General features: G+C 53.3%; 24 protein-coding genes, 6 tRNA genes and 4 other RNA genes. 6 read left to right on the forward strand and 28 right to left on the reverse strand.

The annotated features are described in order from the left end of the window. Nucleotides 1-9 precede the first annotated feature (9 nt). Nucleotides 10-762 carry a 2,3-diphosphoglycerate-dependent phosphoglycerate mutase gene (gene gpmA, locus FY046_RS07620; protein WP_012441996.1) on the forward strand — a complete coding sequence of 251 codons (753 nt, stop codon included), beginning with the start codon at nt 10-12 and terminating at the stop codon, nt 760-762. A gap of 74 nt (nt 763-836) precedes the next feature. On the opposite strand, the gene aroG is transcribed toward gpmA, so the two are convergent. Next, nucleotides 837-1,889 (reverse strand): 3-deoxy-7-phosphoheptulonate synthase AroG, encoded by a 1,053-nt coding sequence (aroG, locus tag FY046_RS07625; protein ID WP_133841209.1) that lies wholly within the window; start codon nt 1,887-1,889, stop codon nt 837-839. A 292-nt stretch (nt 1,890-2,181) separates the two neighbouring features. On the opposite strand from aroG, the gene FY046_RS07630 reads away from it, so the two are divergent. From FY046_RS07630 to zitB, 4 genes are all read left to right on the forward strand, one after another. Then, nucleotides 2,182-2,514, forward strand: a complete 333-nt coding sequence (locus tag FY046_RS07630; RefSeq protein ID WP_133841210.1) for a YbgS-like family protein — start codon at nt 2,182-2,184, stop codon at nt 2,512-2,514. 116 nt (nt 2,515-2,630) lie between these two features. Then, nucleotides 2,631-3,221: a response regulator transcription factor gene (locus tag FY046_RS07635; RefSeq protein ID WP_133841211.1), complete on the forward strand. Its 591-nt coding sequence runs from the start codon at nt 2,631-2,633 to the stop codon at nt 3,219-3,221. Beyond that, a complete protein-coding gene (locus FY046_RS07640; RefSeq protein WP_421504842.1) occupies nt 3,203-6,346 on the forward strand; it encodes an ATP-binding protein in 3,144 nt (1,047 codons plus the stop codon). Before FY046_RS07635 ends, FY046_RS07640 begins: the two co-directional genes overlap by 19 nt. Then, nucleotides 6,327-7,253, forward strand: coding sequence for a CDF family zinc transporter ZitB (zitB, locus tag FY046_RS07645; protein ID WP_133841212.1), 927 nt, complete (start codon nt 6,327-6,329; stop codon nt 7,251-7,253). The genes FY046_RS07640 and zitB overlap by 20 nt, the downstream gene beginning before the upstream one ends. 68 nt (nt 7,254-7,321) lie before the next feature. Here the strand turns inward: zitB and pnuC are convergent, their stop codons facing one another. The 3 genes from pnuC to FY046_RS07660 form a co-directional block, all read right to left on the reverse strand. Then, nucleotides 7,322-8,020 (reverse strand): nicotinamide riboside transporter PnuC, encoded by a 699-nt coding sequence (gene pnuC / locus FY046_RS07650; RefSeq protein ID WP_212813908.1) that lies wholly within the window; start codon nt 8,018-8,020, stop codon nt 7,322-7,324. Nucleotides 8,021-8,045: 25 nt separating this feature from the next. Beyond that, complete coding sequence (nadA, locus tag FY046_RS07655) at nt 8,046-9,107, reverse strand: quinolinate synthase NadA (RefSeq protein WP_171148731.1); 1,062 nt, start codon at nt 9,105-9,107, stop codon at nt 8,046-8,048. 159 nt (nt 9,108-9,266) lie between these two features. Beyond that, nucleotides 9,267-9,770: a methylated-DNA--[protein]-cysteine S-methyltransferase gene (locus tag FY046_RS07660; protein WP_133841215.1), complete on the reverse strand. Its 504-nt coding sequence runs from the start codon at nt 9,768-9,770 to the stop codon at nt 9,267-9,269. Nucleotides 9,771-9,937: 167 nt separating this feature from the next. Here FY046_RS07660 and FY046_RS07665 point away from each other — a divergent pair, with 167 nt between their 5' ends. Continuing rightward, nucleotides 9,938-11,395, forward strand: coding sequence for an AlkA N-terminal domain-containing protein (locus FY046_RS07665; protein WP_446185931.1), 1,458 nt, complete (start codon nt 9,938-9,940; stop codon nt 11,393-11,395). A gap of 68 nt (nt 11,396-11,463) precedes the next feature. Here FY046_RS07665 and FY046_RS07670 read toward each other — a convergent pair. From FY046_RS07670 to odhB, 24 genes are all read right to left on the reverse strand, one after another. After that, a non-coding RNA gene (locus FY046_RS07670) (RtT sRNA) lies at nt 11,464-11,588 on the reverse strand. A gap of 31 nt (nt 11,589-11,619) precedes the next feature. Then, nucleotides 11,620-11,755: non-coding RNA, RtT sRNA (locus FY046_RS07675), on the reverse strand. 43 nt (nt 11,756-11,798) lie between these two features. Then, nucleotides 11,799-11,874 (reverse strand) — tRNA-Lys (locus FY046_RS07680). Nucleotides 11,875-11,878: 4 nt separating this feature from the next. Then, nucleotides 11,879-11,954 (reverse strand) — tRNA-Val (locus FY046_RS07685). A gap of 37 nt (nt 11,955-11,991) precedes the next feature. Next, a tRNA-Lys gene (locus FY046_RS07690) sits at nt 11,992-12,067 on the reverse strand. Nucleotides 12,068-12,112: 45 nt separating this feature from the next. Next, nucleotides 12,113-12,225: non-coding RNA, RtT sRNA (locus FY046_RS07695), on the reverse strand. Nucleotides 12,226-12,237: 12 nt separating this feature from the next. Continuing rightward, a tRNA-Lys gene (locus FY046_RS07700) sits at nt 12,238-12,313 on the reverse strand. 4 nt (nt 12,314-12,317) lie between these two features. After that, nucleotides 12,318-12,393: transfer RNA gene (locus FY046_RS07705), tRNA-Val, on the reverse strand. A 47-nt stretch (nt 12,394-12,440) separates the two neighbouring features. Continuing rightward, nucleotides 12,441-12,554: non-coding RNA, RtT sRNA (locus FY046_RS07710), on the reverse strand. A gap of 12 nt (nt 12,555-12,566) precedes the next feature. After that, nucleotides 12,567-12,642, reverse strand: a tRNA-Lys gene (locus FY046_RS07715). Nucleotides 12,643-12,806: 164 nt separating this feature from the next. Then, nucleotides 12,807-13,613 (reverse strand): cell division protein CpoB, encoded by an 807-nt coding sequence (gene cpoB / locus FY046_RS07720; RefSeq protein WP_159337428.1) that lies wholly within the window; start codon nt 13,611-13,613, stop codon nt 12,807-12,809. Between the two features lie 9 nt (nt 13,614-13,622). Next, the gene (gene pal / locus FY046_RS07725) at nt 13,623-14,135 is read right to left on the reverse strand and encodes a peptidoglycan-associated lipoprotein Pal (RefSeq protein ID WP_133845490.1); all 513 of its coding nucleotides are present in this window, start codon (nt 14,133-14,135) and stop codon (nt 13,623-13,625) included. A 44-nt stretch (nt 14,136-14,179) separates the two neighbouring features. Beyond that, nucleotides 14,180-15,472: a Tol-Pal system beta propeller repeat protein TolB gene (gene tolB, locus FY046_RS07730; RefSeq protein ID WP_159337429.1), complete on the reverse strand. Its 1,293-nt coding sequence runs from the start codon at nt 15,470-15,472 to the stop codon at nt 14,180-14,182. Nucleotides 15,473-15,581: 109 nt separating this feature from the next. Next, nucleotides 15,582-16,835 carry a cell envelope integrity protein TolA gene (tolA, locus tag FY046_RS07735; protein ID WP_167864136.1) on the reverse strand — a complete coding sequence of 418 codons (1,254 nt, stop codon included), beginning with the start codon at nt 16,833-16,835 and terminating at the stop codon, nt 15,582-15,584. Between the two features lie 29 nt (nt 16,836-16,864). Then, complete coding sequence (tolR, locus tag FY046_RS07740; RefSeq protein WP_062748479.1) at nt 16,865-17,293, reverse strand: colicin uptake protein TolR; 429 nt, start codon at nt 17,291-17,293, stop codon at nt 16,865-16,867. A gap of 13 nt (nt 17,294-17,306) precedes the next feature. Continuing rightward, nucleotides 17,307-17,984 carry a Tol-Pal system protein TolQ gene (tolQ, locus tag FY046_RS07745; protein ID WP_171148735.1) on the reverse strand — a complete coding sequence of 226 codons (678 nt, stop codon included), beginning with the start codon at nt 17,982-17,984 and terminating at the stop codon, nt 17,307-17,309. A 5-nt stretch (nt 17,985-17,989) separates the two neighbouring features. Next, complete coding sequence (gene ybgC / locus FY046_RS07750) at nt 17,990-18,394, reverse strand: tol-pal system-associated acyl-CoA thioesterase (protein ID WP_133845496.1); 405 nt, start codon at nt 18,392-18,394, stop codon at nt 17,990-17,992. Nucleotides 18,395-18,643: 249 nt separating this feature from the next. After that, complete coding sequence (ybgE, locus tag FY046_RS07755; protein WP_133845498.1) at nt 18,644-18,937, reverse strand: cyd operon protein YbgE; 294 nt, start codon at nt 18,935-18,937, stop codon at nt 18,644-18,646. Further along, nucleotides 18,937-19,050, reverse strand: a complete 114-nt coding sequence (gene cydX / locus FY046_RS07760; protein WP_133845500.1) for a cytochrome bd-I oxidase subunit CydX — start codon at nt 19,048-19,050, stop codon at nt 18,937-18,939. Before cydX ends, ybgE begins: the two co-directional genes overlap by 1 nt. A 15-nt stretch (nt 19,051-19,065) precedes the next feature. Next, entirely contained in the window at nt 19,066-20,205 is a 1,140-nt protein-coding gene (cydB, locus tag FY046_RS07765) for a cytochrome d ubiquinol oxidase subunit II (RefSeq protein ID WP_133845502.1), read from the reverse strand. A 15-nt stretch (nt 20,206-20,220) separates the two neighbouring features. Beyond that, complete coding sequence (cydA, locus tag FY046_RS07770; RefSeq protein WP_133845504.1) at nt 20,221-21,789, reverse strand: cytochrome ubiquinol oxidase subunit I; 1,569 nt, start codon at nt 21,787-21,789, stop codon at nt 20,221-20,223. 616 nt (nt 21,790-22,405) lie between these two features. Continuing rightward, nucleotides 22,406-23,278: a succinate--CoA ligase subunit alpha gene (gene sucD / locus FY046_RS07775; protein WP_062748464.1), complete on the reverse strand. Its 873-nt coding sequence runs from the start codon at nt 23,276-23,278 to the stop codon at nt 22,406-22,408. Next, nucleotides 23,278-24,444 carry an ADP-forming succinate--CoA ligase subunit beta gene (gene sucC, locus FY046_RS07780; RefSeq protein ID WP_062748462.1) on the reverse strand — a complete coding sequence of 389 codons (1,167 nt, stop codon included), beginning with the start codon at nt 24,442-24,444 and terminating at the stop codon, nt 23,278-23,280. Before sucC ends, sucD begins: the two co-directional genes overlap by 1 nt. 94 nt (nt 24,445-24,538) lie before the next feature. After that, entirely contained in the window at nt 24,539-25,762 is a 1,224-nt protein-coding gene (gene odhB / locus FY046_RS07785; protein WP_133845506.1) for a 2-oxoglutarate dehydrogenase complex dihydrolipoyllysine-residue succinyltransferase, read from the reverse strand. Nucleotides 25,763-25,769: the final 7 nt, after the last annotated feature.

The raw sequence follows: 25,769 nt of genomic DNA on the forward strand, positions 1-25,769 counted from the left end.
AGTTAAGCTATGGCTGTAACTAAGCTGGTTCTGGTACGTCACGGCGAAAGCCAGTGGAACAATGAAAACCGTTTCACCGGTTGGTATGACGTTGATCTGTCAGACAAAGGCCGCACCGAAGCGAAAGCTGCTGGTCAGCTGCTGAAGAAAGAAGGCTTCACCTTCGATTTCGCTTACACTTCTGTGCTGAAACGTGCCATCCACACGCTGTGGAACATCCTGGATGAAGTGGACCAGGTGTGGCTGCCAGTGGAGAAATCCTGGCGCCTGAACGAGCGTCACTATGGTGCGCTGCAGGGTCTGGATAAAGCTGAAACCGCGAACAAGTACGGTGATGAGCAGGTTAAGCAATGGCGTCGTGGTTTTGCCGTGACCCCACCAGAACTGGATCGTGCGGATGAGCGTTTCCCTGGCCACGACCCACGTTATGCATCACTGACCGCTGAACAGCTGCCAACCACCGAGAGCCTGGCGCTGACCATCGATCGCGTGCTGCCTTACTGGAATGAATCTATTCTGCCACGCATGAAAAGCGGTGAGAAAGTGATTATCGCCGCCCACGGTAACTCCCTGCGTGCGCTGGTGAAATACCTGGACAACATGAGCGAAGAAGAGATCCTGGAACTGAATATCCCAACTGGCGTGCCATTGGTGTATGAGTTCGATGAAAACTTCAAACCTATTAAACATTACTACCTGGGTGATGCTGACGAGATTGCTGCGAAAGCCGCTGCCGTTGCTAACCAGGGTAAAGCGAAGTAATCCTTTAGCAATAGAGGATTCGCTGATATAAAAAAACCCGCCAGACGGCGGGTTTTTTTATGTACGTTAACGGATTAACCGCGACGTGTTTTCACCGCATCCGCCAGTTGACGCAGCACGGTTTCAGTATCTTCCCAGCCAATACAGGCATCGGTGACACTTTTGCCATAGACCAGCGGCTCACCGCTCTCCAGGCTCTGATTTCCTTCAACCAGATGGCTTTCGATCATCACACCAATGATTGCGCGATCGCCGCCCGCAATCTGCTGTGCCACATCCGTTGACACCTCCAGCTGCTTTTTAAACTGCTTGCTGCTGTTGGCATGGCTGAAGTCGATCATTATCTGTGGATCCAGACCGGCTTTTTCCAGGCCGGATTTTACGGCGCTGACGTGGTGAGCACTGTAATTAGGCTCTTTGCCGCCACGCAGGATAATATGGCAGTCTTCGTTACCGGCGGTCTCAACAATCGCCGAATGCCCGTATTTGGTCACCGAAAGGAAGCAGTGAGGGGCGCTGGCTGCGCCGATGGCGTCAATGGCGACCTTGATGGTGCCGTCAGTACCATTTTTGAATCCTACCGGGCAGGAAAGGCCGGACGAGAGTTCACGGTGCACCTGAGACTCGGTAGTACGTGCGCCAATGGCGCCCCAGCTCATCAGGTCGGCGACATACTGCGGGGTGATCATATCGAGGAATTCCCCCGCCGCTGGCAGGCCGCTGTCGTTGATCTCCAGCAGCAGCTGACGTGCGATTCGCAGGCCATCGTTGATCTGGAAGCTGCCATCCATATGGGGATCGTTGATCAGCCCTTTCCAGCCCACCGTGGTGCGCGGTTTTTCAAAGTAGACGCGCATCACGACTTCCAGCGAGTCTTTCAACTCTTCACGCAGCAATAGCAGGCGGGAGGCGTACTCTTTGGCCGCCGCCGTATCGTGAATCGAGCAGGGACCAATCACCACTAACAGACGGTCATCCTGTTTTTTCAGAATATGATGAATGGCCTGACGGGCCTGGGAAACGGTGCTGGCCGCTTTGTCCGTGGCAGGGAATTTTTCAAATAACGCAACCGGAGGTAAAAGTTCTTTTATCTCTTTGATTCTTAAGTCATCGTTCTGATAATTCATAATATTTCCATGTTATTTCATTGCCGTACTGCACACCAGGCGCATCGCCTCCAATCTATCGCGACTCCCCAGCCCTGTAAATCGCATTACATTGGTTAACCCACACTCAGATTTGATTTATCCCTGTCGTGAACTACACTTTTACTCGTTAACTCTTGCATTAAACGCATTTGTACCACTTACGATTTCACCCTGACCTTTTTACAGGATTTTATTCTGAAGATAATGAAATCGCGTAACTCATCGAATCGAGTTAATGAGTCAGGCAACATTCAATAATTAACGGAGCATAATGATGAATAAGTTTGCAATCGTATTTCTGACAGCAGCAATGACCCTGGGCAGCGGTGCGGCAATGGCTGCCGATAATAACGGTTCAGCGAATGCAGCCGCAGATGCCGGTGCAGTGGCCCCAGGTTCTAATGAAAAAATTGCCCCAAATAACGTTGATAACAGTAAAATTAACACTGACGGTACGGGTACGCACAAAGATATGAAGCACCATAAAGGCATGAGTGCGGATGAAGTGAATAAAAATACCCAATGTAAAGATGGCAAATGCCCCGACATCAACAAAAAAGTCGGTAATGAAGCTGATACCAAAACCGATGGTACCAGTCAGTAATCTGTTATAACGTCAGATTCATTAAAGGAGAGCGGGTGCTCTCCTTTTTTCTTTCTCGTTTTCTTCGGCCATCCCATCAGCTATCCTGAATCCCCTGTTTCACTTCGGACTTTTTCATGGCCACGTTGCTGCTGATTGACGATCACCCGCTGGTGCAGGTTGCACTGGAAGCCGCTCTGGTTCATGCGCCATTCCCTCTGACTTTATTGTCTGCTGAAAATCAGCAGGATGCACTGGCGTTACTCGACAGTCAGCGTGTCAGCCTGGTGATACTCGATATTGGTCTGCCTGACAGCGACGGTCTGCAACTGCTTAAACGTATCAAACGGCTTGCCCCCTCACTGCCCGTGGTGATCTACTCAGCGCAGGAAGAGCGTGTCTGGCCGCGTCTGGCAGAAGCGGCTGGGGCATCGGGTTTTGTGGCAAAACGCCAGCCTTTAAGCCAGCTGTTATCGGCCGTACTCGCCGTGCTGGGGGGACAACGGGCTTTCCCTGCCCAGCAGCAGGATGAAACGCTGCATGAACAGCTCACCGCTAAAGAGTTGCAGATCCTTGCTCTGCTGGCACGGGGTCAGTCCAATCTGCAAATTGCCGAACAGTTGCATATCAGCAATAAAACGGTCAGCACGCATAAAAAGAATATTATGGATAAAACCGGGGCACAGTCGGTGGTTGAACTGGCACAGCTGTGGCAGTCGCGCCAGTGATAGCCAGACCACTGTTGCTTATCCTGCTGCTGTTCGTCAGTAGCGTCAGCGCCAGTCTGCGGCCCATCAGCAGTATTGCCCTGCCACAGGAGATGATGCCGCTGGCCTCGCCTGCGTCAGAATCGTTAAAAAACCTGCGCATTGGTGTGCTGGTTGGCGGCAGTTCTCCGTGGAATATGGTGGTGGGCAACGATCTTTACGGCATTAATGCAGACTATCTGGTGGCGTTACAGCAAACCAGCGGCCTGAGTATGAACGTACAGGGCTTTAATCGCCTGCCCGATATGCTGGAAGCCTTACAGCAGAGGAAAGTGGACGTGCTGTTCGGCGTGCCTCAGCACCCTTTGCCCCCCGGCATCAGCGCCACACAGCCCTGGTTTAGCAGCCCACTGCGCATCTATCGTAATCGCAACAATCTGCGTCCGGTGATGTTTAATTCCAGCGAAGCACGCATCAGCGTCAGCCGTGATACGTTGGCACGCGTCAATCCCGCCTTTGTCCAACAGCATCGCTGGCAGATCGTTGACAGCGATGTTCAGGCACTCTCAGGTCTGTTGAATCAGCACAGTGATTATGTGGTCGCGGATGAAACCAGCGCAGGTTTCCTGCTTGGTCAGTTACAGCAGGGTGAAATTTACCAACTGGCCTCGCCCCTTGATCCGGGTATGTTGCAAATCAGAGCAGTAACCCGGAGTCCGGCACTGACGCAGCAGTTGGACGATGCCATTCGTCAGCTCCCTATGGAGGTAGTCAACGGCATCCAGGCACGCTGGAGTAGCGCACTGCCGCGCTATCAGGACAGTAATACCGCCCGGCTCACTCCGATGGAACGCAGCTGGATCGCCGAACATCCGATGATTATTTATGCCGCCGTCAGTGATGATTATCCGTGGAGCTACCGCAATGCCAGCGGTCAGCCCGCCGGTTACAGTGTGGATCTGCTCAACAGCATTGGCCAGCTCACCGGGTTGCGCTTCCAGCCTTACTGGGTCAGCAATGCTCAGCAGGCGGGTACGCTGGTGACGCAGGGTCGTGCCCTGATCCAATTGACGTTACCCCTGACCGGCAATGACGCCATGCTGAATAATACGCAGCCCGTCTGGCGAGCGCTATGGGGCGTTTACGTTCGCCCATCGGAACAGAGCATCAGCAGTTGGGCAGATCTTAATGGCAAGCGCATCGGGGTAAAGCGTGGCGATATTGCTTCCCGCCTGTTGCCTGCGGGCACCGAGCCTCAGGTGTTCGATGACACAACCCGCCTGTATGACGCGCTGGCCAGCGGTCAGATTGATGCACTGGTGGACAATGTGCTGTCGGCTCGCTGGCGTATCCAAAGCCGTTATGTCAATACGCTGCAACTGGCGTTTACTGCCAGTGATACCGCCTGGCCCATTACCCTGGGCATTGCCCCTGACCAGCCGCTACTGCGGGCATTACTGAACAATAGCCTGCAACAGATCCCGGCGGAAAGCTGGCAGCGGCTGCGGGAAAACTGGGGCAGCACACCGGAAAGTGTTGATGACGGTCATCAGGGAGCCATGCGACCCATATCGCTGTTCGTGCTGGTGGCGGCGCTGTTTGCCATTGTCTTCCTGCTGATCCTGCTGCTGAGACGCTATCTTGACCAGCGTCGTGAACGTCAGCAGCGGCAACGGCTGGAACAGGAGCGCGAAGTGGCTCTTCGGGAAAACCGCATGAAAAGCCAGTTCCTGGCCACCGTCAGCCACGAGCTGCGCACGCCAATGCAGGCAGTGCTGGGACTGCTTGAACTGGAGCTGGTACAACAACCTCAGCGCCATAATTTATCGTTGATCTACAGCAGCGCTGCCAGCCTGCTGACGCTGCTCAATGATCTCCAGGATCATGCCAGAGTAGAGAGCAACAGCTTCAACCTGGTGCCGCGCCCGCTGGAACCGGAAAGCTGGCTGAAGCATCTGGCCGTTTTTTATCCCCCTCTTATTCGCCGTAATGGACCGCAGCTGAACGTCAGTGCATTGACGACCCTGCCCGACTGGGTGCTGATTGATGGTGAGCGTCTGCAACAGATCGCCAATAATCTTATGGGGAATGCCATTAAGTTTACCCCGCAAGGCGAGATCCATCTGACGCTGGCCGCGCTGGAGGATCCGCCCCGCCTCTGTCTGCGGGTCACTGATACCGGCAGCGGCATTCCTCTGGCTGAACAGCAACGGCTGTTTGAACCCTGGTATCAGACGCCTTCCGGCCGCCAACTGTCAGTGCAGGGCAGCGGGCTGGGGCTCTCTATCTGCCGTGAAATTGTGAGTCGCATGGGCGGGACCATTGACCTGCAATCGGCACCTGGCGAAGGCACCTGTGTCAGTGTCACGCTGCCGTGGCAGGTGATCAATCCACCGCAGCCTGTAGCGTCACAGGCGGGTCCTGTTGCGGCGATGACCCACCATTTACGGGCGGCAATTATCGATGATCATCCCACTAACCTACTGGTGATGCAGCAGCAGCTGGCACACTGTGGCATTCAGGCTGACACCTTCGGCAATGGACGCGCACTGCTGGATGCCGCAAAACAGGCGCAATGGGATTTGCTGTTTATCGACTTCAGCATGCCTCATCCGGATGGCCTGACGCTGGCAAAAATCCTGCGCCGCCGCGAACGCCATCAGCCGCACCGTACGCGCATTGTGCTCTGTTCGGCTGATGCGCATATTCTTAACCATCCGCAGGCACAGCAGGTTGCCGATCATCTGCTGCTCAAGCCCGTGTCTCTTGCGGATATCGCTACGCTGTTGCAGGCCGATGCACCGGACCTGTTTGCGGATATCACCCAACGTCTGAACCAGCTTGCCCACAATGACGTGCACTATTTTCAGCGCCTCTGCCAGACACTGAGTGAGACATTAGCGCGCGATGTCGAGGCGATGAATCAAGCCATTGCCGCTGAGGCCTGGCCTGCACTTGAGAGCGCTGCTCACCGGATGAAGGGAAGTTGGCTGCTGCTGGGTTATAGCGAAGGGGAACGACTTTGCCAGCAGATCATTCAGTCGGCAAAAAACCATCAGCCCCCTAAATCTGCGCTAACTTTATTGATATCATTAAGCGATAAGTTATTAACTCAACTGGAATCTTATGGCTCACAACCACGGTGAAACCGACACCAACCGATCCCGTCTGCTGGCCGCTTTCGCCGTCACCGCCATTTTTATGGCGGCGGAAGTCGCGGGTGGACTGATCTCAGGCTCGCTGGCGCTGCTGGCCGATGCCGGACACATGCTCACCGATGCCGCTGCACTGCTATTGGCGCTGCTCGCTACCCAGTTTTCCCGGCGCAAACCGACGGCACAGCACTCATTTGGTCTGTTGCGTTTAACCACGCTTGCCGCCTTTGTGAATGCGATCGCCCTGCTGGTCATTACTGCCCTGATTGTCTGGGAAGCGCTGGTGCGTTTCCGGCAACCGCAGCCGATTGCAGGAGGTATGATGCTGATCATTGCTATCGGCGGGCTGCTGGCGAACCTGCTGTCGCTCTGGCTGCTGCGCAGCGGCAGTGAAGAGAAGAACCTGAATGTACGGGCCGCAGCACTGCATGTCCTTGGCGATCTGCTTGGCTCAGTCGGTGCCATTGTTGCTGCACTGATCATCATGCTCACCGGCTGGACGCCCATCGACCCTATTTTATCGGTTCTGGTGTCGTTACTGGTACTGCGCAGCGGCTGGGCGTTGATGAAAGAGAGCGGTCGCGAATTGCTGGAAGGTGCACCACGGGATATTGACGTGGATAAGCTGCAACGCGCCCTGGTCCGCAGCATTCCTGAAGTCCGTCACGTGCACCATGTGCATTTATGGCAGGTGGGGGAGAAACCGGTGATTATGCTGCATGTCCAGGTGATTCCCCCGCGGGATCATGATGCTCTGCTGCACTGCATTCAGGATTATCTGCGTCAGCACTATCATATTGCGCATGCAACGGTACAGATGGAGTATCAGCGCTGTGAAGATGACGACTGTGGCCTGCACGGGGTTCAGGAGAACCACAGCACACATCACCATCATTGAGATGCCTGGAATGAGGGTATCCGTGGCTCAGGGCGGACCAAAACAGACGGTCTGCCCTGAGCCAGGCATCAGCGTTGACGGGCGCTTTTCACCCACAGCCACGAACCGTTGAGGGCGATTAATGTCAGCACGGCATATTCCAGCGCCATCGCATAAACCCCCTGGCGGGCGAAAATCATCACGCTGATCACGTTGATAATCACCCACAGCAGCCAGTTTTCGACATATTTACGTGTCATCAATACCATCGCCACAATCGACAGCACCATCATGCAGGAGTCCCAGAAGGGGAACGCATCCGGCTGTAGCTGCGGCATCACCACGTTCATGCCCAGCCCCTGCATCAGCGATACGGCGGTGTGCGTCAGGAAAGCAAACACCGGATCGATATAGCGCGTCATCAGGGCAATCGCCACGACAATTGCCGCGCCCCAGCCGAGCAGTTTAGGCAGCGGCAGCCAGCGTATTTTCAGCGCCTGCTGATTATCACTGGTTTGCCGGCTCCAGGCGTACCATCCGTAAATATTGGCAACAAAGAAGAACAGTTGCAGCAGCAGGCTGGCATACAGCTGGATCTGGAAGAAGATCACCGCAAACAGGGTGACGTTTATCAGGCCAAACGCATAGTTAGCGATCTTTTCAAGGCTGGCAAGCCAGATACACAGCAGGCCCGCAATGGTACCGATCGCCTCGATCCATGACAGGTCGTACCCGCCCTGACCCAGAGGAATGTGAACCAGAATATTCGAGGTACTAAAAAAATCCATATTGAAATTCCTTCAATTTTATCGATTATGCGTTGCCCTTAATTTTTAATTTAAGGTCTGCGGCAAAGGTTAGCATACGATTCAGCGGGATCAATGCAGCTTCACGCAGCGCATCATCAACAAAAATTTCATGTTCACTCCCCCCCTGCTCCAGACCATCAGCAATCGCTTTCAGGCCGTTCATCGCCATCCACGGGCAGTGAGCGCAACTACGACAGGTGGCACCTTCGCCGGCCGTCGGCGCTTCCAGCAATTCTTTGTCCGGACACGCCTGCTGCATTTTATAAAAAATACCGCGGTCGGTGGCGACGATCATTTGCTTATGCGGCATCGTCTGCGCAGCATGGATCAGCTGACTGGTAGAACCAACGGCATCGGCCAGATCGACGATCGCCTGCGGGGATTCAGGATGGACCAGCACCGCCGCCTCCGGGTAGAGCATCTTCATGCGCTGCAGTGCTTGCGTTTTAAACTCGTCATGAACGATACAGGCCGCCTGCCAGCAAATGACATCTGCGCCACTTTTTCGCGTGACATACTGTCCAAGATGGCGATCGGGCGCCCAGATGATTTTCTCTCCCAGACTGTCGAGATGCTCAATCAATTCCACGGCGATACTGGAGGTGACCACCCAGTCAGCACGGGCTTTTACCGCCGCAGAGGTATTGGCATACACCACCACGGTGCGATCAGGATGGGCATCACAGAATTGGCTGAATTCCTCGATCGGGCAGCCGAGATCGAGTGAACACTCGGCCTGAAGGGTTGGCATCAGAATGGTTTTTTCCGGGCTGAGGATCTTGGCCGTTTCGCCCATAAAACGCACTCCAGCAACCAGCAGGGTGGAAGCAGAGTGCTGGCTGCCAAAGCGCGCCATTTCAAGAGAATCAGAGACGCAGCCACCGGTCTCTTCTGCCAGGGCCTGAATTTCCGGATCGGTGTAATAATGAGCGACCATGACCGCATCACGCTCTTTCAGCAGGCGTTTGATTTTTTCACGGTAGAACTGTTTTTCATCAACAGATAAACGTGCCGGTTTTGGCGGGAAGGGGTAAACAGCGGCTTCGGGATCAAACATCAGGCTCATAAGGCAACTCTCGTTTCTTCAACTTAACCGAATTAACGTAGAAGGCCCATCTGGTGCCAACTCTACGGCTGGTTTGTTTTATATGCTAAACACGATAGCTGAAAAATGAACCTATGTCGCCGGATTTCTAACTTTTGCCTCAGGATGTGATGCCGATCATCAAAGAGACTCCTCCGCCCACAACTGCCCCCCTTCCAGACGCAGTAAAAAGGCTTTGGCTGCCAGGCCACCGGCAAATCCGGTCAGTTTACCATTGGCGCCAATCACCCGGTGGCAAGGGGCAATAATTGAGAGTGGATTTTTTCCATTGGCTGCGCCCACTGCACGAACAGAGTTGGGGTTGCCGATCTGGTGGGCGATTTCCCCGTAGCTGCGCGTTTCACCAAAGGGGATGGTGATCAACGCCGCCCAGACCTGCTTCTGGAACGTCGTGCCGATGAAATCCAGCGGCAAGCTGAACTGCTGGCGATGGCCGGCAAAATATTCGCGCAGCTGCCGTTCGGCTTCGAGCAAGGTTGCGTTGTGGGTGTCTTCCAGCTGTGGCCTGAAGCGCACACGTTTGGGATCATCATTTTCCCACAGAATAGCGGCGAGACCCTGTTCGCTTGCCACCAGTTTCAACTCACCAACCGGGGATTGCATCATTTTATAGTAGAAAGCCATCTTCCCTCTCCTTCTCTGTCTGGGGTACGCGCTATTATGCCCTGGGGATGGCATATCACTGGCCGTTTTCGGACATCAGTACAGAATAATGTTGTGTCCGCAAACGGCGAGTACTGGATGCGCTAAACACCTAATCTGAAGTGAATTCTGTGCGACAGGACATAACGATGATTGACCCAGTCTCAGCTTACCGCGCCCTCACCTCACGCGATGCGCGTTTTGACGGCATATTCTACGTGGGTGTGACCTCAACCGGCATTTATTGTCGTCCCGTTTGCCCGGTGAAGGCACCACGTGCGGAGAACTGCCTGTTTTTCGACAGCGCTGAAGCGGCAGAAAAAGCCACCTTTCGGCCCTGCCTCCGTTGCAGACCCGAGCTGGCTCCCGGCCATGCGCCTGTCGATCACAGTCAGCGTATTGCCGAACGGTTGATGCAGCGTATTGATGAAGGGATGATTGAGCAGGTCGACAGCCTGGAAGAGATTGCTGCCAGTTTTCATCTCAGTCTGCGTCAACTTCGCCGCATTGTTCATAAAGAGCTGGGCGTTTCGCCACAGGAGTTACGCCAAACCCGGCGATTGCTGCTGGCTAAACAGTTATTGAGCGAAACCCATTTGCCCGTCACGCAAATTGCGTTTGCCAGTGGGTTTTCCAGCCTGCGTCGTTTTAACGCTGCGTTCAGCAGCCAGTATCGTATGCCCCCTTCGCATTTGCGTAAGAACATGAAGATCAGAGAAGGAGGCATCGACAGCAACGACACGTCAACATTGCAGCTCAGCTATCGCCCTCCTTATGACTGGGAGGCGATGCTGGCCTTCCTGCGCCGTCGTGCGCTGCTGGGCGTAGAGAGTGTAGATGATGTCAGTTATGCCCGTACCGTGCGTCTGGGGCCGCATTATGGATGGATAAGAGTGACGCAGCAGGCAGAGAAAAATATGCTGCAGGTTGAGTTCACACATTCACTGAATGCCGTTTTGCCTGTGCTGCTGCGCCGACTGAGAAATCTGTTTGACCTGAATGCCCGCCCTGACCTGATTGCAGAGCACCTGGGACAGGACCCGTTGTTGCACGCCTCGGTGCTGGCGCATCCCGGATTACGGGTTCCCGGTGCGTTCGACGGTTTTGAGATGGCCGTGCGTGCGATTCTCGGCCAGCAGATCACAGTGAAAGCCGCTGCCACATTGGGTGGACGCTTCGCCACCACACTGGGAGAAGAGATCGCCACGCCCTTTGCCGAACTGACACATCTTTCTCCCCTGCCAGCCCGGGTGGCGCAATGCAGTGTGGATGAGATTGCCCGCCTGGGGATTGTCAGTGCCCGCACCCGCTGTATCCTGGCGTTGGCGGAACAGTGTGCTCTGGAGAAACTGCAACTGGATATCGTCAGCAATCCTGACGATACGATTGCACAACTGTTAGCCTTGCCTGGCATTGGTGACTGGACGGCGAAATACCTCGCTATGCGCGCATTACGCTGGCCTGACGCGTTTCCGGCGGGAGATATTGTGGTACGCAATAATCTCGGTGGTCTTAGCGTTAAACAGGCGGAGGAGTGTTCACAGGCGTGGCGTCCGTGGCGCAGCTATGCGGTGATGCATATCTGGCACAGTGGAAAATTGGTATAAAGGAACGGGGCGACCGGACACTCAAATCGCAGACAGCAAAAAGGCGCCTTTAGGGCGCCTTCTTACACTGGTGGGTCGTGCAGGATGACTCGGCTTCGCCTCGCCCTCCGGGTCGTTGCCTTTGGCAACGCTGTCTCACTGCGTTCGACTCGAACCTGCTGCAGGTTCTCACCCTACACGAATCGCAGACAGCAAAAAGGCGCCTTTAGGGCGCCTTCTTACATTGGTGGGTCGTGCAGGATATGCCTCGCATCATATTGATGCTCGCCCTGCGGGTGATGCTGGCGCATCAGCACAAAATTGCAGTGCAATTTTGTCGAACCTGCTGCAGGTTCTCATCCTGCACGTTAAGCTTCACCGCACAGAAACGAAAAAAGCGCCTGTTAGGCGCTTTTTTCTGAATTGGTGGGTCGTGCAGGATTCGAACCTGCGACCAATTGATTAAAAGTCAACTGCTCTACCAACTGAGCTAACGACCCGATATGGTGGGTGATGACGGGCTCGAACCGCCGACCCCCTCCGTGTAAAGGAGATGCTCTACCAACTGAGCTAATCACCCATATCAGAACTGCTACGCATGTTTATCTCTTAAGAGATGGTGGGTCGTGCAGGATTCGAACCTGCGACCAATTGATTAAAAGTCAACTGCTCTACCAACTGAGCTAACGACCCGCAATGCGGTATATCTGTACTATGCTATCTCTTACTACTTTGAAGTGGTGGGTCGTGCAGGATGACTTCGCCCTTCGGGCCGTTGCTGAAGCAACGTTGTCTCGCTTTCGCTCGACTCGAACCTTTACGGTTCTCATCCTCCACGGTTTACACCGCTGACTACTTTGAAGTGGTGGGTCGTGCAGGATTCGAACCTGCGACCAATTGATTAAAAGTCAACTGCTCTACCAACTGAGCTAACGACCCGATATGGTGGGTGATGACGGGCTCGAACCGCCGACCCCCTCCGTGTAAAGGAGATGCTCTACCAACTGAGCTAATCACCCATATCGAAACTTCAAAGCACGGTTTACACCGTTTTAAAACTTAATACTGGTGGGTGGTGCAGGATGACTTCGCCCTACGGGCCGTTGCTGAAGCAACGTTGTCTCGCTTTCGCTCGACTCGAACCTTTTACGGTTCTCATCCTTCACGGTTTACACCGTTTAAAACTTAATAGTGGTGGGTCGTGCAGGATTCGAACCTGCGACCAATTGATTAAAAGTCAACTGCTCTACCAACTGAGCTAACGACCCACTTTTGTGCTGCTGGCGTCTCTTAACATATCCCCCGGCAACGGCGGCATATATTACTGATTTGAATTTCCAGCGCAACCACTATTTCAGGATAAGTTGTTCAACTGCTTAGCTTTCACGCGGTAAGACCATATTTCAGGCTAAAATGAGCTCAATCACGCCAATCAGAGTGCCGCTGAGCGCTTTTGTGCCTGTTTTGCGGCTTCACTGTTAGGGTACAGTTTGACCACCTGCTGATAGACCGCTTTGGCTTTCGCCTTGTCGCCTTTTTCCTGCATGATCACCCCCACCTTCAGCAGCGCATCTGCACTCTTCGGTGATTTTGGGTAATTTTTGACAACAGTCGCGAAATAAAACGCGGCATCGTCTTTTTTGCCTTTGTTGTAATTCAACTGACCAAGCCAATAGTTCGCGTTAGGCTGAAAAGTCGAATCCGGGTATTTCTTCACAAAGGACTGAAATGCTGCGATAGCCTGATCGTACTGTTTTTTCTCCAGTACCAGCGCCACTGCCGCATTGTAATCGGTATTCGCATCCCCACTTTGGGTCGGGGCAGCAGCGGCAGCAGGAGCTGCTGCCGCTGCATTGCTGCCGTCAGAGGACGTATCGGCGGCTGCCGCACCCGCACCTGACGCGGCCGCTGCACCGGCGTTTGCACCACCGCTGCTGAGACTGTCAATCTGCTGGTAAAGTCCTTTCTGACGCTCCACAACCTGATTCAGCTGATAGCTGTTTTCCTGAATTTGACCACGTAGTGAGTCAATATCATTTTGAGTTTCGGAAAGTTGCTGCTGAAGTTGCTGGAGGAGTTGCGCCTGAGCATTAGAAATACGCTCAAGTGTAGTGACACGGTCTTCAACCGAGCCGGAGCCAACGTTACTGATTGTTGCCTGGGCATTAGCGGCCCAGGGGGCCGCTACGCCAACCAGTAACGACAGACTCAACAGGTGAGTTCTGAAGCTACTAATCATGTGATTCTCTTAGTAAACCAGTACTGCACGACGGTTTTTAGCATAAGCTGATTCGTCGTGACCCAGTACTGCAGGTTTTTCTTTACCGTAAGAAACGATAGAGATCTGGTCAGCAGAAACGCCTTTACCCTGCAGGTACATTTTAACAGCTGAAGCACGACGTTCGCCCAGGGCGATGTTGTATTCAGGTGTACCGCGCTCATCCGCATGACCTTCTACGGTCACTTTGTATGATGGGTTGCTACGCAGGAAGTTAGCGTGCGCATCCAGCATCTGAGCGAAGTCAGAAGCGATGTCATACTTGTCCAGACCGAAGTATACGATGTTGTTTTTCTGCAGTTCTTGCATCTGCAGACGTGCCTGCTCGTCAGAAGACATGTTACCGCTGTTCATGCCGCTGTTAGAACCGTCACCAAGACCGTTAGTCTGGTCGTTGTTGTTGTTCTTATGAGAGCTACATGCAGCCACTGCGATTACTGGCAGTGCCAGCATTAAGCCTTTCAGCACTTTGTTCAGTTGCATTATTTAATTCCTATTATAGTTTGCCATACATATTTACACATGCATCACAGATACGGCGACCAGGCAGGAAATTTGACCTGTCCATCAGTTGCCGGAAGACGCGCTTTGAAACGCCCATCCGTCGAAACCAACTGCAATACGGAACCCATACCCTGAGTAGAGCTATAGATTACCATTGTGCCGTTAGGTGCGAGACTTGGCGTCTCATCCAGGAACGTGTCCGTTAATTGTTGAACGGCTCCCGTTACCAGATCTTGTCGGGCGATGTGTTGAGCACCGCCATTGGTGCTGACCATCACCATTGATTTGCCATCAGAGCTGACGTCTGAGTCCTGGTTCTGAGAACCTTCCCAGGTAATACGTTGAGCTGTACCGCCGCTTGCGCTGATTTTATAAATTTGTGGACGACCTGCCTGATCGGAGGTGTAAGCCAGACTCTGGCTGTCCGGGAACCAGGTTGGTTCGGTGCTGTTATAACGACCATCAGTGATCTGACGAATCTGACCAGAACCAATGTCCATCACATACAGATTCAGGCTACCCGTTTTTGATAACGCAAACGCCAGTTTGCTGCCATCTGGAGAGAAGGCTGGCGCACCGTTGTGACGTGGGAACGAAGCAACCTGCCTGATCGCGCCATTCGCCAGCGTCTGGATAACCAGTGCAGACTTACCGCTTTCAAAGGTCACGTAAGCCACTTTGCTACCATCTGGAGACCAGGCTGGTGACATCAGTGGTTCTGGTGAACGATGCACAACAAACTGGTTGTAACCATCGTAATCAGATACGCGCAGTTCATACGGGAATTGACCGCCGTTGGTCTGCACTACGTAAGCAATACGGGTACGGAATGCCCCTTTGATGCTGGTCAGTTTTTCAAAGCTTTCATCACTGGCTGTATGCGCCGCATAACGTAACCACTGTTTTGTCACTTTGAACTGATTCTGCGCCAGCACAGCGCCAGGGTTAGCCGAGGTATCGACCAACTGGTAGGAAACTGTATAGCTGCCGTCAGCACCTGGCTGAACCTGGCCTACCACGACGGCATCAATGCCCAGCGCGCTCCATGCAGCGGGCTGCACTTCGGCAGCAGAGGTTGGCTGCTGTGGTAAACGTGAACGATCGATTGGATTGAATTTACCGCTGTTACGCAAGTCGGCAGCAACAATGCCACCAATATCTTCCGGTGCGGCACCTGGACCATCCCATTTAAACGGCACAACGCCGATAGGACGTGCGGAATTCACACCCTGAGTAATTTCAATGCGAACTTCTGCATGCGCGACCGCGACAAACAGCATTAAAAAACTCAGCGCTACACGAAATGCCTGCTTCATTCTTTCTCCCTTATCCGGGCATAGCACCCACGATAATTAGCCTTGTATCAAGAAACCTAAGAGTACGGCATGCAAAACATAGTTCAACATGCCGCTGATGACCGAATTCTTACAGTTTAAACTCGACTGTCGCTTCTTTCACCGCCTGCCAGACATCCTGGGTAGGCGGTTTTGGAATTTTAGCAGTACGAGCAGCACTTAACGCGGCCTGACAGAGCGCAGCATCACCACCGGCCGTCGTCGCTGAAATCAGCAGCCCGTCCGGAGCCAGTTTGATGCGGATATCGCAGGTTTGCCCGGCGAAAGTATCCGCATTATACAATTTACTTTGAATCGCGCCTTTAACCTGTCCGAGGTAACTGTCGATAGCAGCACCGGATGCACCCGATTTTTTCTGCGTACCCTGCCCCGCAGCACCACCGCCGCCAGCAGCGTTACCCGACTTCGGCGCATTTTTACCTGAGGTCAGGTCACCCAGTAAGTCACCGACATCACCCGACTCTTTCGCGGCTTCAGCTGCTGCTTTCTTCTTGGCTGCGGCATCGGATTTGGCTTTCGCTGCGGCATCAGCTTTCGCTTTTGCAGCCGCTTCCGCTTTTTCTTTGGCAGCAGTCGCCGCTTTCTCTTTGGCTTCTTCCGCTGCTTTTTCTTTCGCCTCAGCCGCCGCCTGTGCTTTGGCTTCCTGAGCAGCAGCCTTCGCATCCGCCGCCGCTTTTGCCTCAGCAGTCGCTTTGGCTTTTGCATCCGCTGCCGCTTTCACTTTAGCGGCTTCCGCAGCGGCCTGTTTCGCTTCTGCTTCGGCTTCTTTCTTCGCATCAGCAGCCGCTTTTTTCGCTTCTTCTGCAGCTTTTTTCTGTGCATCAGCAGCAGACTTCGCCTGGGCATCCGCCTGGGCTTTCGCATCGGCTTTGGCTTTTGCCGCGGCGGCTTCAGCCTGTTTCTGCTCCTGCTGTGCCTGCTTCGCCGCATCCGCGGCTTGCTTCTGCTCGGCGGCCTGTTCTGCCGCCTGCTGTTTGGCATCTTCCTGCGCCTGCAGACGTTCTTTCTCGATCTGTTTCAGCCTTTGCTGTTCTGCGGCCTGTTTCTGCTGCAACTCTTCCGCCTGCTGTTTAGCCTGCTTCTGACGTTGTTGCTCGGCACGCTTGCTGTCGCTCTGCTGATTTTGCTGACGATTGTACTGTTCTACCACCGCGCCAGGATCGACCATGACTGCATCAATATCGCTACCGCCACCACCGCCGCTGGCGTCGATGTTTTCGTCAAACGAACTCCATACCAGCACGGCCACCAGAATAATGTGGAAGATGACTGATATTGTTATCGCTCGTTTTAACTTTTCGTCTTGCTCGGTTGCCTTCGACACTCTCGGTTCCCAAAAACGGTTCGAATGAATTAAATCGGCTGCGTCATTAATCCGACAGACTTCACGCCTGCCTGATGCAGCAAGTTCAGCGCCTTGATGATTTCCTCGTAAGGAACCTCTTTGGCCCCGCCAATCAGGAACACCGTTTTCGGGTTAGCCGTAATGCGGCGCTGCGCTTCGGCCACCACTTGTTCCGCTGGCAACTGCTCCATCCGATCGTGATCGACCACCAGGCTGTACTGCCCGACACCCGCGACTTCAACAATCACAGGAGGATTATCATCGCTGGAGACGGTTTTAGAATCTGTAGCGTCCGGGAGATCAACTTCCACGCTTTGAGTGATGATCGGCGCCGTTGCCATGAAAATCAGCAACAGCACCAGCAGCACGTCCAGCAACGGAACAATATTGATCTCGGACTTGACGTCGCGGCGACCGCGACCACGCCTTCTGGCCATGCTAACCTCCGACTTACTTGCTTACGTCGCTAGAGAACGCCTGACGATGCAGGATAGCCGTGAACTCTTCCATAAAGTTGTCGTAGTTCTGCTCAAGTTTGTTCACACGCTGCGTCAGGCGGTTGTAAGCCATGACCGCAGGGATGGCCGCAAACAGACCAATTGCAGTTGCAATCAGTGCTTCAGCAATACCCGGTGCCACCATCTGTAAGGTGGCCTGTTTCACCGCGCCCAGCGCGATGAAGGCATGCATAATCCCCCATACCGTACCAAACAGACCAATATAAGGGCTGATGGAACCTACGGTACCCAGGAAAGGTATATGGTTTTCCAGCGCTTCCAGTTCACGGTTCATGGAAATACGCATGGCACGCGTCGCCCCCTCCACGACCGCTTCCGGCGCATGGTTGTTAGCACGATGCAGACGGGCAAACTCTTTAAAACCCGCATAGAAAATCTGCTCAGAACCGCCCAGCTCATCGCGACGGGCCTGGCTTTCCTGATAGAGACGAGACAGTTCGATACCGGACCAAAACTTATCTTCGAAGGCATCTGCATCACGCGTGGCCGCATTCAAAATACGGGTACGCTGAATGATTACAGCCCAGGAGGCGATAGAAAATCCGATCAATATCAACATGATAAGTTTGACCAGAAGGCTCGCCTTCAGGAACAAATCAAGAATGTTCATGTCAGTCACTGCTTGAACTCCGCGACAATAGACTTGGGAAGCGCTATCGGCTTCATTAGATGTGGATTGATGCAGGCGATCAGGACCTCTGCTTCATTGAGCACACGGCCTTCTGCATTAACGATGCGTTGTGCGAATGTCATGGTCGTTCTGGTCATGCCAATAACCTCGCTTTGCACATCGAGCATATCGTCGAGGCGTGCAGCTGCAAGGTAATCAACCGTGATACGACGCACGACAAAGGCCACCTGCTGTTCCAGCAGAACCTGTTGATTGAAATGGCGCTGGCGCAGCATTTCAGTCCGTGCCCGTTCATAAAAAGCGACATAGCTGGCGTGGTAAACCACACCACCGGCATCGGTATCTTCGTAATAGACACGCACCGGCCATCGAAACAGCGTTGTACTCACTCTACATCCCGGTAATGCTAACGTTGGTACAGGAAAACGTTGCTACTATACGCAAGAGCTAACCTGTTGGGAATGGGTTGCCAGAGGCTGACGAAAATAATTATCCCTGCGTAACAACTTCACTAATTTCAGGACATTTGTTAGACAAATATTGACATAAACGCAGCTAAAAATAGCTTCAGCGACATTTATTATGGCGAGGGACAAAGAGGAAAACAGAGGGACAGATGAATCTGTCCCTCTGCACGATCAGAGGAAGAAAAAAACAACGCCACTCATGGCAACTAACAAGGCAGGAAGTGGAGAGAAAAATCCGCGCCAGCGTAGACGATGCGGGCGGAACCCCACACCGTGAATTACGCCCGTGCAGACCGCCCACATCAGCAACAGCCCCTGCCAGATAGCCAGCTCACTGCTGTTCGCGGCAAAGCGCGATGGGTTCCAGAACATACACCCCGCCAGCAGTAACGCGGCCACCAGGGAAAGCGCCCTCAGCGGGCCCTTGTCCATCAGTTGATAGAGACGAGCGATGCCCTCCCCCATCACAGTTCCTCTTTACTCGCGGCTGACGCTTCAGCTTGTTCCAGCGCCAGAGCGGTAATGATACCGAAGGCACAGGCCAGCAGCGTGCCAAGAATCCAGGCAAAATACCACATGATGTCGCTCCTTCTTTAGTAGAGAGAATTACTGTTATTTTCAATCTGTTCTTTGGTCACACGGCCGAACATTTTGTAGTAACACCAGGTTGTGTAAGCCAGGATAATTGGCACAAAGATAGCCGCTACCACGGTCATGACGTTGAGTGTCAATACCGTCGACGTAGCATCCCACATGGTCAGGCTCACATTCGGTACGGTACTGGATGGCATAACGAACGGGAACATCGCAATACCGGCCGTCAGAATGACACAGGCCAGCGTCAGTGAAGAGAACAGGAACGCCCAGGCCCCTTTCTCAATACGCGAGAAGAGGATAGTCAGTAACGGCAGTACCACGCCCAGCACCGGAATGGCCCAGAGAATCGGCGCATTATTGAAGTTCACCATCCAGGCACCCGCCTGACGGCTGACTTCTTTCACCAGTGGATTAGACGCACCGTTATGATCGAGTGCCGAGGTCACCACATAACCATCAATGCCGTACACCACCCAGACACCCGCCAGCGCGAAGCAGACCATCATCACGGCAGCAGAAATCTGCGCGGCTTTACGGGTACGCAGATGCAATTCACCGACGGTGCGCATCTGCAAATACGTTGCACCCTGGGTCAGGATCATCGTCAGACTGACAATCCCCGCCAGCAGACCAAACGGATTCAGCAGTTGGAAGAAGTTGCCGGTATAGAACAGGCGCAAATCGTTGTCGATGTGGAAAGGTACACCTTGTAAGAGGTTACCAAAGGCGACACCAATGACCAGCGGCGGGACAAAGCTGCCGATGAAAATCCCCCAGTCCCACATCCCGCGCCAGCGCATATCTTCAATCTTGGAGCGGTAGTCAAACCCGACCGGACGGAAGAATAATGAGGCCAGCACCAGGATCATCGCCACATAAAAACCGGAAAACGCAGCGGCATAAACCATCGGCCAGGCAGCAAACAATGCACCACCAGCCGTGATCAACCAGACCTGGTTACCGTCCCAGTGTGGGGCGATACTGTTGATCATAATACGGCGTTCAGTATCAGAACGCCCCAGGATGCGGGTCAGCATGCCAACGCCCATATCAAAACCGTCAGCGACTGCAAAACCGATCAGCAAAATACCAATCAGCAACCACCAGAGAAAGCGCAATTCTTCATAAGTTAACATGTATGGACTCCTGTCTTAGCGTGCCGGCTGCGAGGCGATGCTGGACTGCTCATAGTGATAGCGTCCGGTTTTCAGGCTGCTAGGACCCAGGCGGGCAAACTTGAACATCAGGTACATTTCAGCCACCAGGAACAGCGTATACAGACCACAAATCAGCCCCATCGAGAACAGTAGATCGCCTACAGTCAGTGATGAGTTCGCTACAGCGGTGGGCAGCACTTCACCAATCGCCCAGGGTTGACGGCCATATTCCGCAACAAACCAGCCAGATTCAATCGCAATCCACGGCAGCGGAATGCCGTACAGCGCGCATTTCAGCAGGAGTGGGCATTTACCAATGCGATTACGAATAACGGTCCAGAATGACAGCCCGATAATCAGTAACATCAACACGCCACAGGCCACCATGATGCGGAAGGAGAAGTAGAGTGGAGCAACGCTGGGAATCGAATCTTTCGTTGCCTGCTGGATCTGAGCTTCGCTGGCATCCGCAACGTTCGCTGTATAGCGTTTTAACAGCAAGCCATAGCCCAGATCCTGTTTGGCCGCATTGAATGCAGTACGCACGGCTGGGTCCTGGTTGCCGGTACGTAGTTCCTGCAACAGCTGGTAAGCCTTCATCCCGTTACGGATGCGCACTTCATGCTGCTCCATCAACTCTTTCAAACCGGTGACCTGTTTGTCGACGGAACGGGTCGCGATCAGGCCGAGCGCCCAGGGGATCTGAATAGCATAGTTATTCTTCTGTGCTTCCTGATCGGGGATACCGAACAGTGTAAAGGCGGCCGGCGCTGGCTGCGTTTCCCACTCGGCTTCTATCGCGGCAAGCTTGGTTTTCTGCACATCACCAATTTCATAGCCCGATTCATCACCCAGTACGATAACAGACAGGATAGCGGCCATACCAAAGCTGGCAGCAATCGCGAATGAACGTTTGGCAAAAGCGATATCACGGCCGCGCAGCAAGTAGTAAGCACTGATACCCAGAATAAACATCGCACCACAGGTATAACCGGCTGCCACGGTGTGCACGAATTTCACCTGTGCTACCGGGTTTAATACCAGTTCGGAGAAGCTGACCATCTCCATACGCATCGTTTCGAAGTTAAACTCAGAGGCCACTGGATTCTGCATCCAGCCGTTTGCCACCAGAATCCACAATGCGGAGAGGTTGGAACCGAGAGCCACCAGCCAGGTCACGGCCATGTGCTGTACTTTGCCCAGGCGATCCCAGCCGAAGAAGAACAGCCCGACAAATGTCGACTCAAGGAAGAATGCCATCAGGCCTTCAATGGCCAGCGGGGCACCGAAGATATCACCCACATAGTGCGAGTAATAAGACCAGTTAGTGCCGAACTGAAACTCCATCGTAAGCCCGGTTGCAACACCCAGGGCAAAGTTAATACCAAATAACTTGCCCCAAAACTTGGTCATATCTTTGTAGATTTGTTTACCCGACAACACATATACCGTTTCCATAATGGCCAGTAAAAACGCCATACCTAGCGTTAGAGGCACAAACAGAAAATGGTACATAGCAGTCAAAGCAAACTGTAATCGCGACAGTTCGACAATATCAAACATTCTGACTCCTTGCTCCGCAAGTGGGTTCCGACAGAAGAATACCCGAGTAAATTACTCAGAATTACCTGGAGACATCCCAATAAATAAAAAAGAAAACGTAATCCCGTAAAGTGTCTCCTGACACAGGGAATCATCCCAGCCATAGGGCTAAAAGGGTTAGTAACAACCTTAGAAGATCCAGAAAGACATCCCGGCTTCCATAATACGCCTTTATACACACAGGTTTAAAGTGGTTTTGTGACGACAGTATTATTTTTAGCAGGCTGTATCAACTTTTAATGAGATAGCGGAAACAACCTGAATTTGATGTAGCGCAATTTAAACCAAAAACGCACAAAGACTCCAGTAATATACCCAATAAATAAGTCTGCTTTTCTTGATCTAAATTAAGATTGAGATCTCATATATTGTGGTAGCAAGGTTTGTTTGTTAAAGGTTTGTATGCGATTACAGGGGGAAGGTTAAAATATAAAAACAATGGAGTGGCAATTTAACGTTAAATTACATCTGAGAGCTTTAATAATAATTTAACGTTAATCACTAACAGTAAAAAGTGTGGCAGACAACCATAAAAAAGGCCACCCTCAGGTGGCCTGTATTGCAGTAAACAAGCGTATTACTGTGGCAGTACCGCTTTTACGGCCTCGCCGATATCAGCCAGGCTACGCACGGTTTTCACGCCTGCTGCTTCCAGCGCTGCAAACTTCTCGTCTGCTGTGCCTTTACCGCCTGCGATGATAGCCCCTGCGTGCCCCATACGTTTGCCCTTAGGCGCCGTCACACCGGCGATGTAACCCACTACCGGTTTAGTCACGTACTCTTTGATAAACGCAGCAGCTTCTTCTTCTGCGCTACCGCCGATTTCACCAATCATGACGATGGCTTCGGTCTGTGGGTCATCCTGGAACAGCTTCAGGATATCGATGAAGTTAGAGCCTGGGATCGGGTCACCACCGATACCGACGCAGGTAGACTGGCCATAACCAATATCTGTCGTCTGCTTCACGGCTTCATAGGTCAGCGTACCGGAACGGGACACGATGCCAATGCGGCCTGGCTGGTGAATATGGCCAGGCATGATGCCGATCTTACAGGCTCCCGGGGTAATAACACCCGGGCAGTTTGGACCGATCATACGCACACCGGCTTCATCCAGCTTCACTTTCACGGTCAGCATATCCAGCGTTGGGATGCCTTCAGTGATGGTGATGATCAGCTTAATGCCCGCTTCAATCGCTTCCAGGATACCGTCTTTGCAGAACGGAGCCGGTACGTAAATCACGGATGCTGTCGCACCTGTTGCTTCTACCGCTTCGCGCACGGTGTTAAATACCGGCAGACCCAGATGCTCAGTGCCGCCTTTACCTGGCGTTACACCGCCGACCAGCTGAGTACCATAGGCTAGCGCCTGTTCGGAGTGGAAAGTCCCCTGACCACCGGTGAAGCCCTGGCAGATAACTTTGGTGTTTTTATCAATCAGAATAGACATTATTTACCCTCCGCTGCGGCAACAACACGGTGCGCCGCATCGCTCAGGCTGGTTGCTGCAATAATATTCAGGCCGCTGTCTGCCAGTTTTTTGGCACCCAGCTCGGCATTGTTCCCTTCCAGACGCACCACCACCGGCACGTTTACACCCACTTCTTCCACCGCACCGATAATGCCGTCAGCAATCAGGTCGCAGCGAACGATACCGCCGAAGATGTTAACAAAGACCGCTTTCACCGCGTCATCTGACAGGATTATTTTAAAGGCTTCGGTCACGCGCTCTTTGGTCGCACCGCCGCCAACATCAAGGAAGTTAGCAGGCTGGCCACCGCTCAGTTTCACGATGTCCATCGTACCCATCGCCAGACCCGCACCGTTGACCATACAACCGATGTTACCTTCCAGCGCCACGTAGTTCAGTTCCCACTGCGCTGCATGTGCTTCGCGGGAGTCTTCCTGGCTTGGGTCGCGCATTTCGCGCAGCTCTGGCTGGCGGAACAAAGCATTGCCGTCAGCCGTCAGCTTGCCGTCCAGGCAAACCAGGTCGCCCTGCTTGGTGATCACTAACGGGTTGATCTCAACCAGCGCCAGATCACGCTCCAGGAACAGCGTTGCCAGACCCATAAAGATCTTGGTGAACTGACCAACCTGCTTACCAGTCAGACCTAGTTTAAACGCCAGCTCACGACCCTGGTAAGGCTGTGGCCCGGTGAGGGGATCCAGCGCCATTTTGTGAATCAGGTGCGGGGTTTCTTCCGCCACTTTCTCAATTTCCACGCCGCCTTCGGTTGACGCCATAAACACCACGCGACGGGTGCCACGGTCAACGACTGCGCCCAGGTACAGTTCCTGGTCGATATCGGTCGCGGATTCCACCAGAATCTGGTTAACCGGCTGGCCATGTGCGTCAGTCTGGTAGGTCACCAGACGTTTACCCAGCCAGTTTTCAGCGAAAGCGCGGATCTCTTCTTTACTGTTAACCACTTTCACACCGCCCGCTTTACCGCGGCCACCGGCATGAACCTGACATTTCACTACCCACGGGCCGGCACCAATCTTAGAGGCGGCTTCTTCTGCTTCGCGTGGCGTGGTGCAGGCATAACCGGTTGGTGCCGGTAAACCATACCGTGCAAACAACTGTTTTGCCTGATATTCGTGTAAGTTCATGATGTTCTATCCATTCAGGTCTGAAAAGACTTAGCCGCCAGAAGCGGCTACACATAGGGTTGGGTACGACAATATACTGCCGTACCCCAGGGGTTTAGACATCCAGCAGCAGACGCGCCGGATCTTCCAGCAGCTCTTTGATCGCCACCAGATAGCCCACTGATTCGCGGCCATCGATCAGACGGTGATCGTAAGAGAGTGCCAGATACATCATTGGCTGGATAACGACCTGGCCATTCACCGCCATTGGGCGATCTTTAATGGCATGCATACCCAGGATCGCGCTCTGCGGCGGGTTGATAATCGGGGTAGACATCAGGGAACCGAAAACACCACCGTTAGTAATGGTGAAGTTACCGCCAGTCAGTTCGTCAACAGTCAACTTACCGTCGCGTCCTTTCACTGCCAGCTCTTTAATTTTCTTCTCAATGTCAGCCATGCTCAAAGCATCAACATCTTTCAGCACCGGAGTCACCAGGCCGCGCGGTGTGGAAACCGCAATGCTGACGTCGAAGTAGTTGTGATACACCACTTCTTCACCATCGATGGACGCATTCACTTCCGGGTAGCGTTTCAAGGCTTCAACAACGGCTTTAATGTAGAAGGACATAAAGCCCAGACGCACACCGTGACGTTTTTCGAAGGCATCACCATACTGCTTACGCAGTGCCATGATGGGCTGCATGTTGACTTCGTTGAACGTGGTCAGCATTGCCGTGCTGTTTTTCGCTTCCAGCAGGCGTTCAGCCACACGCTTGCGCAGGCGCGTCATTGGCACACGCTTCTCGCTGCGGTTGCCCAGAGAAGCAGCCGGTGCGGTAGCAGCAGGTGCCGCTTTCGCTTCAGCAGCTTTCGCCGGAGCATTTGCCAGATGTTTTTCCACATCTTCACGGGTGATACGACCACCCACGCCGCTGCCTTTTATTGCGGCAGCGTCAAGGCTGTGCTCGGCAATCAGACGGCGAATCGCCGGGCTGAGCGCATCGTTGCTCTCTTCTTCAAGTGAGGCCGTTGCGCGCTGCGCAGGGGTCGCCTCTTTGGCTTCGGCTTTGGCAGAGGTTTCTTTGCCGCCGCTATTACCTTCTTTCAAGCGACCCAGCGCCTGACGAGACACCACGGTGGCGCCTTCATCTTCGAGGATAGCTTCCAGTACGCCATCCGCCGAGGCAGGCACTTCCAGAATCACTTTGTCTGTTTCAATTTCTACCAGCACTTCGTCACGTTTGACGCTGTCGCCCGGTTTTTTGTGCCAGGTTGCCACGGTGGCATCTGCCACGGATTCAGGCAGGTCAGGAACAACGATATCTACGCTACTCATTCTATTT

The sequence above is a fragment of the Erwinia sp. 1181_3 genome (genome assembly GCF_052824965.1).

Bases quoted from the DNA above. Each gene is read 5' to 3' on its own strand.
- sucD (WP_062748464.1), bottom strand. From the start codon at position 23,278: ATGTCTATTCTGATTGATAAAAACACCAAAGTTATCTGCCAGGGCTTC.
- ybgE (WP_133845498.1), bottom strand. From the start codon at position 18,937: ATGGGGGAGGGCATCGCTCGTCTCTATCAACTGATGGACAAGGGCCCG.
- odhB (WP_133845506.1), bottom strand. From the start codon at position 25,762: ATGAGTAGCGTAGATATCGTTGTTCCTGACCTGCCTGAATCCGTGGCA.
- FY046_RS07635 (WP_133841211.1), top strand. From the start codon at position 2,631: ATGGCCACGTTGCTGCTGATTGACGATCACCCGCTGGTGCAGGTTGCA.
- zitB (WP_133841212.1), top strand. From the start codon at position 6,327: ATGGCTCACAACCACGGTGAAACCGACACCAACCGATCCCGTCTGCTG.
- nadA (WP_171148731.1), bottom strand. From the start codon at position 9,107: ATGAGCCTGATGTTTGATCCCGAAGCCGCTGTTTACCCCTTCCCGCCA.
- cydX (WP_133845500.1), bottom strand. From the start codon at position 19,050: ATGTGGTATTTTGCCTGGATTCTTGGCACGCTGCTGGCCTGTGCCTTC.
- gpmA (WP_012441996.1), top strand. From the start codon at position 10: ATGGCTGTAACTAAGCTGGTTCTGGTACGTCACGGCGAAAGCCAGTGG.
- tolB (WP_159337429.1), bottom strand. From the start codon at position 15,472: ATGAAGCAGGCATTTCGTGTAGCGCTGAGTTTTTTAATGCTGTTTGTC.
- aroG (WP_133841209.1), bottom strand. From the start codon at position 1,889: ATGAATTATCAGAACGATGACTTAAGAATCAAAGAGATAAAAGAACTT.
- cpoB (WP_159337428.1), bottom strand. From the start codon at position 13,613: ATGATTAGTAGCTTCAGAACTCACCTGTTGAGTCTGTCGTTACTGGTT.
- pal (WP_133845490.1), bottom strand. From the start codon at position 14,135: ATGCAACTGAACAAAGTGCTGAAAGGCTTAATGCTGGCACTGCCAGTA.
- tolR (WP_062748479.1), bottom strand. From the start codon at position 17,293: ATGGCCAGAAGGCGTGGTCGCGGTCGCCGCGACGTCAAGTCCGAGATC.
- cydA (WP_133845504.1), bottom strand. From the start codon at position 21,789: ATGTTTGATATTGTCGAACTGTCGCGATTACAGTTTGCTTTGACTGCT.
- FY046_RS07630 (WP_133841210.1), top strand. From the start codon at position 2,182: ATGATGAATAAGTTTGCAATCGTATTTCTGACAGCAGCAATGACCCTG.
- cydB (WP_133845502.1), bottom strand. From the start codon at position 20,205: ATGTTAACTTATGAAGAATTGCGCTTTCTCTGGTGGTTGCTGATTGGT.
- FY046_RS07665 (WP_446185931.1), top strand. From the start codon at position 9,938: ATGATTGACCCAGTCTCAGCTTACCGCGCCCTCACCTCACGCGATGCG.
- pnuC (WP_212813908.1), bottom strand. From the start codon at position 8,020: ATGGATTTTTTTAGTACCTCGAATATTCTGGTTCACATTCCTCTGGGT.
- tolQ (WP_171148735.1), bottom strand. From the start codon at position 17,984: ATGAACATTCTTGATTTGTTCCTGAAGGCGAGCCTTCTGGTCAAACTT.
- FY046_RS07660 (WP_133841215.1), bottom strand. From the start codon at position 9,770: ATGGCTTTCTACTATAAAATGATGCAATCCCCGGTTGGTGAGTTGAAA.
- sucC (WP_062748462.1), bottom strand. From the start codon at position 24,444: ATGAACTTACACGAATATCAGGCAAAACAGTTGTTTGCACGGTATGGT.